This is a genomic window from Pseudomonas sp. CM25, assembly GCF_013179705.1.
Classification (GTDB): Bacteria; Pseudomonadota; Gammaproteobacteria; order Pseudomonadales; family Pseudomonadaceae; genus Aquipseudomonas.
This window is the reverse complement of sequence record NZ_JABMCW010000295.1, coordinates 1-6,846: the sequence shown is the minus strand read 5'-3', so window position 1 is coordinate 6,846 and position 6,846 is coordinate 1. Positions and strand designations below refer to the sequence as shown.

The 6,846-nt window shown below is 62.0% G+C and carries 9 protein-coding genes; 3 read left to right on the top strand and 6 right to left on the bottom strand.

All coding sequences use genetic code 11. From position 1 onward, the window contains the following. The 3 genes from HP546_RS23435 to HP546_RS23425 all read left to right on the top strand — a co-directional run. On the top strand, positions 1-139 hold a 139-nt coding region (locus HP546_RS23435), incomplete at its 5' end, for a hypothetical protein (protein ID WP_172230144.1). Between the two features lie 110 nt (positions 140-249). Continuing rightward, positions 250-1,002 carry an RHS repeat-associated core domain-containing protein gene (locus HP546_RS31900; protein WP_172230141.1) on the top strand — a complete coding sequence of 251 codons (753 nt, stop codon included), beginning with the start codon at positions 250-252 and terminating at the stop codon, positions 1,000-1,002. 167 nt (positions 1,003-1,169) lie between these two features. After that, positions 1,170-2,834, top strand: a complete 1,665-nt coding sequence (locus tag HP546_RS23425) for a ShlB/FhaC/HecB family hemolysin secretion/activation protein (protein WP_172230138.1) — start codon at positions 1,170-1,172, stop codon at positions 2,832-2,834. Between the two features lie 87 nt (positions 2,835-2,921). Here HP546_RS23425 and HP546_RS23420 read toward each other — a convergent pair whose 3' ends face one another. The 6 genes from HP546_RS23420 to HP546_RS23395 form a co-directional block, all read right to left on the bottom strand. After that, positions 2,922-3,698 (bottom strand): response regulator transcription factor, encoded by a 777-nt coding sequence (locus HP546_RS23420; RefSeq protein WP_172230135.1) that lies wholly within the window; start codon positions 3,696-3,698, stop codon positions 2,922-2,924. 119 nt (positions 3,699-3,817) lie between these two features. Further along, the gene (locus HP546_RS23415) at positions 3,818-4,288 is read right to left on the bottom strand and encodes a prepilin peptidase (RefSeq protein ID WP_172230132.1); all 471 of its coding nucleotides are present in this window, start codon (positions 4,286-4,288) and stop codon (positions 3,818-3,820) included. 207 nt (positions 4,289-4,495) lie between these two features. After that, the gene (locus HP546_RS23410; RefSeq protein ID WP_172230130.1) at positions 4,496-5,065 is read right to left on the bottom strand and encodes a DUF4136 domain-containing protein; all 570 of its coding nucleotides are present in this window, start codon (positions 5,063-5,065) and stop codon (positions 4,496-4,498) included. A 19-nt stretch (positions 5,066-5,084) separates the two neighbouring features. Next, a complete protein-coding gene (locus HP546_RS23405; protein WP_172230127.1) occupies positions 5,085-5,720 on the bottom strand; it encodes a DUF4136 domain-containing protein in 636 nt (211 codons plus the stop codon). A 21-nt stretch (positions 5,721-5,741) separates the two neighbouring features. Then, positions 5,742-6,491 (bottom strand): methyltransferase domain-containing protein, encoded by a 750-nt coding sequence (locus HP546_RS23400; protein WP_172230124.1) that lies wholly within the window; start codon positions 6,489-6,491, stop codon positions 5,742-5,744. Continuing rightward, entirely contained in the window at positions 6,488-6,793 is a 306-nt protein-coding gene (locus HP546_RS23395) for a MazG-like family protein (RefSeq protein WP_172230121.1), read from the bottom strand. Before HP546_RS23395 ends, HP546_RS23400 begins: the two co-directional genes overlap by 4 nt. Between the last annotated feature and the right edge of the window lie 53 nt (positions 6,794-6,846).

Sequence of the window (6,846 nt, the reverse complement as noted above, 5' to 3'; positions counted from 1 at the left end):
CCTCAATGGCCAGCCATTGGGGGAAACCCAGGGGCAAGACAGCTTGCTGCTGCGCTTGCCGCAGGTCGGGCAGGCCGAGCTTAGTGCACTGGATGAAAGCGGCGAGACGGCGCGGGTGATGTTGCAGGTCAGCGAGTGATGCCCGTCTATTACTGGCGAGCGCCCGACAGCTAGTATTTCTGACAGTTGTTCACGGCCTCTGTAAATCTTAGTGTCAGGCGTGAAACTCTCCTGATGGCTATCTAGTATATGAATGCTATGAAGTCAGCGGAATCTGACGCTGAAAGCGCCATACCTATTGGCAACTCGCACAGCATCGCAGTGTCTTTGGTCTATACACCATATGGTCATGAAAGCGCTGGGGGTAGCGTCCAAGAGGAAGTCAGATTTGTCGGCCAACTGCATCACCGACCGCTTACTGGTTACCTCTTGGGTAATGGGCATCGCCTCTACCACCCCGGTATTTTCCGCTTCTCCTCACCTGATCAGCAAAGCCCGTTTGCCGAGGGGGGAGTGAATGCATACGCCTACTGTGCCGGTGATCCTGTCAACTACCTTGATATTTCAGGAAGGAATCGAGGAAGGGTCATGCGTTCCAGCTCTTTGCCGCGGCTATCCCGGCCGTCTGTCGGCAGTACTCCTTTGAAAAATGCCCAGTCCTGGCCAGCGCTGCATCCTGAGACCCTGCATGGCCAAGCTACCAAGTTTACTGAGTACTTGAAGGCCTGGATTATAGAGGACGGCCTTCAAGACAGTATTCATATAACGGCCCAAGCCGAGGTAATGGCGAAAGCAGATCGCTTCAACTGGGGGCGCTTGGGTGATGCTGTCGCGTTGGAGGTGACGCAGGCAATCGTCGACACACAATTATCGGGCGGGTTTGTTCATTTCTCCGTGAAAGACGACGGACTGTTCATGCGTAGCTTCCCGGCAGAGGGCCTTAAGAGCGTGATGCTTCACATAAGGGGTAGCGTGAGAGACATGCCAACCCGTCCAGTGTAAACCCGTGTTTCTGCACGCCATGACGAAACCTGAAAGCGGGGATACAGCGCGGGTGGTGTTCCGGCTCAGCGATCAGGCGTTCGACGGCAGCCGGGCCAGCACCTACGCTAGCAGGTGACGGGCGTGAGCGGCTGGCGCCCGCAATTCAAGGGAACATGGAGCGCCCTATGCGTCCACTGGCCGTGCCCCTGCTGTTGCTGCCCTGGGCGCTTGTGGCCCAGGCCGGGCCGTTGCCGGTGTTCTTCGACAGCCATGAATACGAACGTCGCCTGCCCAGTACCAACCTGCCCACGGATGCCTATCGCCCTGTCAGCTCGAGCCCGCGGCTAGCCATGGCGGACGACCATCGCCATGCCTGGGCACCTGTAGAGACGCGGCTGGTGCTGCACAAGGTGCGCTTCGAGGGCGGCACGGTGTTCTCCTTGAGCGACCTGCGCGAGCACTATCAGCCGCTGATCGGGCGCGAGATCACCCTTGGCGAACTGCAGCAATACACCCGGCGCCTGACCCAGCGCTATCGGCAGGCGGGCTATCCGCTTTCTTATGCCTACCTGCCGCCACAGGATGTGGCCGACGGGCGCATCAATGTGGTGCTGGTAGAAGGTTATATCCGGGACTACCGCGTGGACGGCGATATTGGCCCGGCCAGCGACTATCTGCAGCAACTGCTGGTGCAGCTTGAGGCAGAGCGCCCGTTGACCCAGGAAACGCTGGAGCGCTATGTGGGGCTGGCCCAGCGCATTCCCGGTGTGGCAATAGATGCCGAACTGGCCGTGGCACAGGCCGTTGATGGTGCTGCCCGGCTGACTGTGCACGCGCGGCGCAAGCCGTTTGGCGCTGATGTTACCTTCGCGCAGTCAAACCGTGAAGCTGCGCAGGCGCTGTTCACAGCCACCAGCAATGCCCAGACCCGCTTTGCCGAACAACTTACCGCCAGCCTGCTGCTGCCCGCTGGAGATGACCATGTTCATTACCAGCGCCTGGACTACAGCCAGTACCTGGACGCCGCCGGCAGCCAGCTGCTGCTGTCGGCTTCACGCTACCGCAGCGAGCCTGGCACGCGTATTCGCCTGGACGATGGCCTGGACATCTTGCGCAAGCGCGACAGCGAGCGTTTCGAGATTGGCTTGCGCCAGCCGGTAATTGTCAGGCCAGGGGAGTGGATGGCGCTGCAGGGGCATTTGTATTCGGTCAGCGAGCATGTTGAGGACCAGGGGGAAGGTCCGCCATCATCAGGGAAGTACGACACCTATGTACGTGCACTGTCGTTCGAAGGCGACTGGCGCGAGGCGCAAGGGGGGCGTTTGCGTATCGTCAGTGCTGGTGTGTATCAGGGCCTGGATTACCTGGGCGGGCGCAGCGATGCCGATTACGATCTGGATTTTTTGCGGCTGCGGCTTTCGGGGTTGCAGAGCGACCTGCTGTTCGATAATTGGCAGGGGGTGGTGTCCGGGGCGTTGTACTGGAGTGATGACCGGCTGCCCGACAGCGAGCGTGCGGGGTTTGGCGGGCAGAGTTTCGGGCGCGGTTATCCACGTGACCAGGCAGACGGGGACAAGGGGTGGGGGGTGGCTTACGAGTTGAACTACAGCCTGCGCAGTAGCTGGCTGGCGCTGGTGCAGCCCTATGTCCTGGTAGATGCGGCGCAGGCCTGGCATAACCGGGGGGTGGTGCAGGATGCCCATCTGGCTTCGGTGGGGCTTGGGGTGCGGGTTGGTGACAGGCGCTTTTTCAATGTGACGCTGGAGGTGGCGAAGCCTCTGGCGGATGTGGCGCTGGATAGCCTGGACCGCGGGCCACGGGTGAGCTTGAGCGTTGGGGTTCAGCTGTAGGGGGGGCTGCCATCGGCGGCAGGCCAGCCCCCAACAGGGACCGCATCAGGGCAAACACCTGTCAGCGCGAACGCAACTTGCCAAACATCAATGGGTGGTGAACCGCTGATGCACCGGCGATGAACTCGGCGTCAGCGCCAGTGCCAGCTGGGTACGGTTATGCATGTGGGTCAGGCGCAACACCTGCGACACATACAGTTTCACCGTGTTTTCGGTAATGCCCAGCTCACAGGCGATCTGGTAATTGGTCTTGCCCTTGCTGACCAGGCGTGCGACCTCCAATTGCCGCGGCGACAGCTTCTCGAATGCCGCAGGCAGCTCGCTTTCAGGCTCTTCGACATCGCTGGCACGTCGGTGAACACCTTGGCCACGAGCTTTTTCCAAATCCTGATAAAGCTCGTCCACAGAGTCGGCCAGGTCCTGCAGTCGCTGGTTCAACCCGCCCAGATCGCGGAAGTTGCGCTGACGCTTGAGCAACGCTTCTTCCTGCCGGCGCACACCCTCCAGCAACTCATCAAGGTCCATCGGTTTCTGATAGTAATCGGCAAACCCTTCGCGTAGCGCGCGGATCACGTCCTGCTTCTCGGCACGTCCGGTAAGCATGATGGCCTCGAACATGCGCTGGCTGCCGTCGATCTGCTTCAGGGCGCGCACCAGGTCGATCCCGTCCCGTTCTGGCATATGCAGATCGCAGATGACCAGGCCGATGGTCGGGTCTGCCACATAACGTTCAATGGCTTCGTCAGTAGAATGGGCCGATACGCTCGCGTAGCCCTTGGTTTCGAGGAATTCACACAGTTGTTCGACAATGACCGGCTGGTCATCAACGACCAACACCTTCACTTCACTCACTGGTCTGGACACGATCAACTCCCTGTTCGTATACGGCCCTGCTCCCGGGCCAGACGCTCTGGCAGTATAAAAGTAGTCGTTCAGAGCGACTATGTACAAGGTATGTACAACAGATCGGACCGCAGTGAAGCTCATTGGATCCATACGGCTGTCAGAAGAAACCCCGCGAGCACATAAGGCACGAACGCCTGCTTGTCCCCCATCTCCTCGGTCAGCGCCTGCAAACGCTTCTTCACCTTTGGGTTGAGCAGGGTCCACAGGCGCCGTCGGGTGAGCAGCCACAGCAGCACGCTGACCCCGGCCCCGATGAACGTACCCAGCACATATTGCGGGCTGGTGGCCAGGGCCAGGGCGCCCATCAGCTTGACGTCGTCGGCGCCGAAGCGGCCCAGCATGTAGCCAGGCAACGTCAGCAGCATGACGATGGCCAGCGCCCAGCCGGCATCACTGGCATCGGCGCCGATCCAGGTGCGGCCGGTGGCAAACAGCCAGACCAGGGCGCAGGTGGCCACACCCAGGGTCAGGAGGTTGGAGATCTGGCGTTGACGCACATCCTGTTCGGAGCACAAGGCAAGCCACAGCAGGAGAACAATGCTTTGCATGGGCAGTTCGCCTTTCCCAATGTTGAACACTTCTACCCGGTCAGTCAGGTTTCCTTAAGTGAAGATAGACGGGAACCGGCGGGCGAGTGGGCTGGAAAGGCTAAAAGGCGTGCCTGGAATGGATTTTGTCGTAGCTGTCACATACCTGTGAGGGCGGGTGAAACGCCCTCACAGGGGCTGCGAACCAGCCAGGCGCGAATTACGGCGCTATTTCTTGCTTCCGGGTGGGTAGTTGCCCAGCACCTTGGCCACAGTGCTCTGGATGGCGCTGTTGCGTTCCTCCGGGCTAGGCGGATAGTTGTTCATGATCTGCTCGGCACTGCCGCGCCACACCAGCTTGCCGTCGCGGCCATCGAACATATCGATCTGGATGGTGGCGACCTTGTAATCGACACTGCGCGTCTCGTTATACATCGGACCGCCCCAATAGCCGCCCCAGTAACCACCCCAGCCACCGCCGTAGTTGGTGGTGATCTGCTGCTGGCGCTGTTCGACGATCAGGTAAGAGCGCACCATCAGGTCAGGCCGCCCGCCGCCCTGCACCGGGCGCAGGCCACGCTGGTCGAGCTGGTCGGCAACGGCCTGGCGGATGCGCTGCTCGGTCAGGTCGCTCTTGATCCGCGGGTCGTCAGGGCGGTACTGCAGGCCCGGCTCCTGCCACGCCCAGCTGCGGTAGGCGGCGAAATCGCGGCTGGCATCGAAATCCTGCTGAACGTTGTTGCTTGAGCAGGCCGCCAGCAACAACGCGAATGACAGTAGAACGAGACGGCGCAACATGATGGTTCTCCGTTAAGCGTTAACTGGGAGGATAGCCGCTGAGCGCCTTGTGCACAGAATCGCGCAGGGCACTTTCGCGGTCGCGCGGCGAGTCCTTGTCGCTGCCGCTTTCGGCGCTGGCGCTCCAGACCGGCTGGCCGTTGCGGGCGTCGAACAGGTCGATGCGCACCACCATCACCTCCACCTCGTAGGTGCGCACGATGGGCACGCTGGCGTAACCCCCGTAGCCATGCCGATAGCCGCCGTAACCGACACCGCCATACGGGGATGGGCCGTAGTAGGGGTCGTATGAGTCGTAGTCACGCACCTGGCGCAAGCGCTTTTCCAGGCGAATGTCGGCGCTGACCAGCAAATCGCCGGCACCCCCCCGGGCGGGGCGCAGGCCATGCTGGTCGAGCGCGCCGCTTACGGCATCGGCCAGCTGTGCCGGGTCGGCATTAGCCGAGCCGCTGGGTAGCTGGCCACTGCGCCAGCTCCAGCTGCGGTACTGACCGTAATCACGAGAGGGCGCCGGGTAGGCACTGGCATCGAAGGTGCTGGCCGCCTGGGCCGGGGCCGGGGGCAGCGGGCGGCTGCTGGCCACATACGGGTTGCTGCCCTGGCAGCCAGCCAGGGCAAGCGGCAGCAGGGCCAGGCACAAAAGACGGTACGGCATTAATTCCTCCCGGCGGGCGGGTCAACGCGGGCGGCAGACCCAGTGCAGGTAGCGGCCAAGGCCGGCGAAGCTGGGGTGGCGACGATAGGCGAGTTCCATTTCCAGCAGGTCGAGTAGTTCGGCCTTGCCCTGGAATTCCTTGGGCATGTAGTCGTGGAACACGCGTACGCCGCTCTCGCTTTCGACCTGCCACATAGGATCAAGTTGCGCCTTGAGTTCACGTGGATCAAGCGGTTTCTGTGGGGTCAGGCTCTGCTTTTCACCTTCCAGCCGGTTGCTGCGCAACTTACGGAAGTGGCCTTTGAGCAGGTTGCGGTAGACCAGTGCGTCGCGGTTGTAGAACGCCAGTGACAACCAGCCGTTGGCGGCCGTGAGCTGGTGCAGCACAGGCAGGATGCTTTCGGGTTCGGCCAGCCATTCGAGCACGGCGTGGCACAGCACCAGGTCGTAGGGCTCGGTGAGCAGGCCGAGCAGGTCCTGCCAGGGGGCCTGAATGAAGGTGGCCGGTTGGCCGGCTTCGGCAAAGCGCGCCCGCGCGCCGTCGAGCATCGGCGCGGCAGGTTCGGCCAAGGTCAGCTGATGGCCGCGCTGGGCCAGCCACAGGGCCATATGGCCCAGCCCGGCGCCGATATCGAGGATGCGCAGTGGGCGGTCGGGCAGGGCCTCGGCCAGGTCGGCCTGCAGCACGGCCAGGCGGATGGCGCCCTTGGCACCGCCGTAGATCTTCTCGGCGAAGCGGGTGGCCAGTTCATCGAAGTGACGGTCGTTCATCGGGCGAAGCGCCTTTCGCTATCGGCCAGCTTGGCCCGCACCACCTGGTCCATGTCCAGGCCCAGTTCGCTGCACAGCAGCAACAGGTAGAGCACTATATCGCCGACTTCCTGGCCGGCGTGGGCAAGCTGGTCGGCTGGCAGCTGGCGCGACTGGTCCTCGCTCAGCCACTGGAAGATTTCCACCAGCTCGGCCATTTCGACGCTGGCGGCCATGGCCAGGTTCTTCGGGCTGTGGAAACCTCTCCAGTCGTTGGTGTCGCGGATCTGGTGCAGGCGTTGGGTGAGTTCTTGCAGGTTCATCGGGGTCTCCTAATGCTGCATAGCTTCTGCCCAGGCCCGATGCAAAGCAAGCA